Annotated in this window: 2 protein-coding genes; both read left to right on the top strand. The window is 43.9% G+C overall.

From position 1 onward, the window contains the following. Nucleotides 1-39 precede the first annotated feature (39 nt). A complete protein-coding gene (locus QT327_RS28035; RefSeq protein ID WP_289554488.1) occupies nucleotides 40-585 on the top strand; it encodes a hypothetical protein in 546 nt (181 codons plus the stop codon). Next, nucleotides 582-1,517, top strand: a complete 936-nt coding sequence (locus tag QT327_RS28030) for an IS3 family transposase (protein WP_289554486.1) — start codon at nucleotides 582-584, stop codon at nucleotides 1,515-1,517. The genes QT327_RS28035 and QT327_RS28030 overlap by 4 nt, the downstream gene beginning before the upstream one ends. Nucleotides 1,518-1,568 lie beyond the last annotated feature (51 nt).

The following is a 1,568-nucleotide window of genomic DNA, read 5'->3' as shown; positions in this document are numbered from 1 at the left end:
TGTCGATTCCTAAAAAAGCTATACACAAAAAATTAGTGTATGGAAACCAAAGAGGTAGAAATTATTTTCACGGAAAGGACCAGTAAGTATCAGAAATATGACAGGCGTTTAATAGATCGTGTAGTTGAACTCTCTGTCCAGGGTGTTCCCACCAGGGACTTAATTCGGCAATATGGGATGTCTGCCGATACGCTGAGAGATTGGATGCATAGATATGGTCCGGTCACCTGCAAACGCAAGAGTTACACCCCGGCAGAAAAGCGTTCGGTAGTCAGGGCTATAGAGGCGGGTATGGGTGTCAGGCAGGCACTGGTTTCTTTTAACATTTCATATCCCAGTGTAATACGCCGCTGGATGAAGGAATTTAAGGAAGAAAATGCCGATCTTAGTGTTATCAAACCGATAGTGGAAGTGTCTAAAAAGAAAACAGATCCGTCCGAAAGCGCAGAGGTACAGGCCTTAAAAAAAGCCCTGGAAGCAGCCAATCTGAAGATCAGAGCACTTAATACAATGATCGATATTGCCGAGGACCGACTTAAAATTGATATCAGAAAAAAGTCTGGTGCCAGGCAGTCATCAAAATGAAACAGGACTTCCCCAGACTTGGGCTCAAGTTATTGTGCAGACTGTTTGGCAAGACCAGGCATGCTTATTATGACCATCAATGGCGGGTGCAGGACCTGGGCCTGAAAGATGAGATCGTTTTGCAGCATGTACTGGATATCCGTAAGAAACAAAACAGAATAGGGACTTTAAAGCTCCTTCATATGTTAAAGCAACCTTTGGGACAACATGGCATCAGGATCGGTCGGGACTACCTGTTCAATCTGATGAGGGAACATGGACTGCATATCAGGAACCGTAAAAGAAAAGTGATCACAACCAATTCAAGGCATTGGATGCAAAAATACAGAAACCTGATCAGGGAACTGCCCATCAATGGCCCTGAACAGGTATGGGTAAGTGACATCACCTACATCCAGCTGAAAAAGCAGTGGGGGTACCTCTGCCTCATCACCGATGCTTATTCCAAAAGGATCATGGGATGGGCTTTCCGAAAGGACCTTTCTGCCCAGGGTTGCATTGATGCTTTACAGATGGCGGTAGCGGAGCGCAGATACCCCGGAAACAGGCTTATTCATCATTCGGACAGAGGATCGCAATATTGCAGCAAAGCCTATGTAGACCTGCTTACCGATGAAAATATCGCCGTCAGCATGACCGAAAACGGAGACCCTTATGAAAACGCAATCGCTGAACGGGTAAACGGCATCTTAAAAGCAGAGTTTGGCCTGTACACAGTCCGGTCCGGGTGGAGGGAAACTACAAGAAAGATCAGCGAAAATATACAAACATACAATCAGATAAGACCACATGCCAGTTGCGATTATCTCACTCCCGAACAAGCGCATCTTAAATACGGTGAATTGAAAAAAAGATGGAAACCAAAAAAATATAAAGCAGAGAAAAATAACACTTGTATAACCCAATCAGGAATTACAAATTTGTGTGTATAGTCAATTCAAAATTAATTCAACAACCTGTATAGCTATATCAGGACAAGACAT

The organism is Olivibacter sp. 47, assembly GCF_030372825.1.
Lineage (GTDB): Bacteria > Bacteroidota > Bacteroidia > Sphingobacteriales > Sphingobacteriaceae > Olivibacter > Olivibacter oleidegradans.
This window is presented reverse-complemented; position numbering and strand designations above follow the sequence as displayed.

What these genes read in the sequence shown, in the direction of transcription:
- QT327_RS28035 (WP_289554488.1), top strand. Translation starts at nt 40, where the DNA reads ATGGAAACCAAAGAGGTAGAAATTATTTTCACGGAAAGGACCAGTAAG.
- QT327_RS28030 (WP_289554486.1), top strand. Translation starts at nt 582, where the DNA reads ATGAAACAGGACTTCCCCAGACTTGGGCTCAAGTTATTGTGCAGACTG.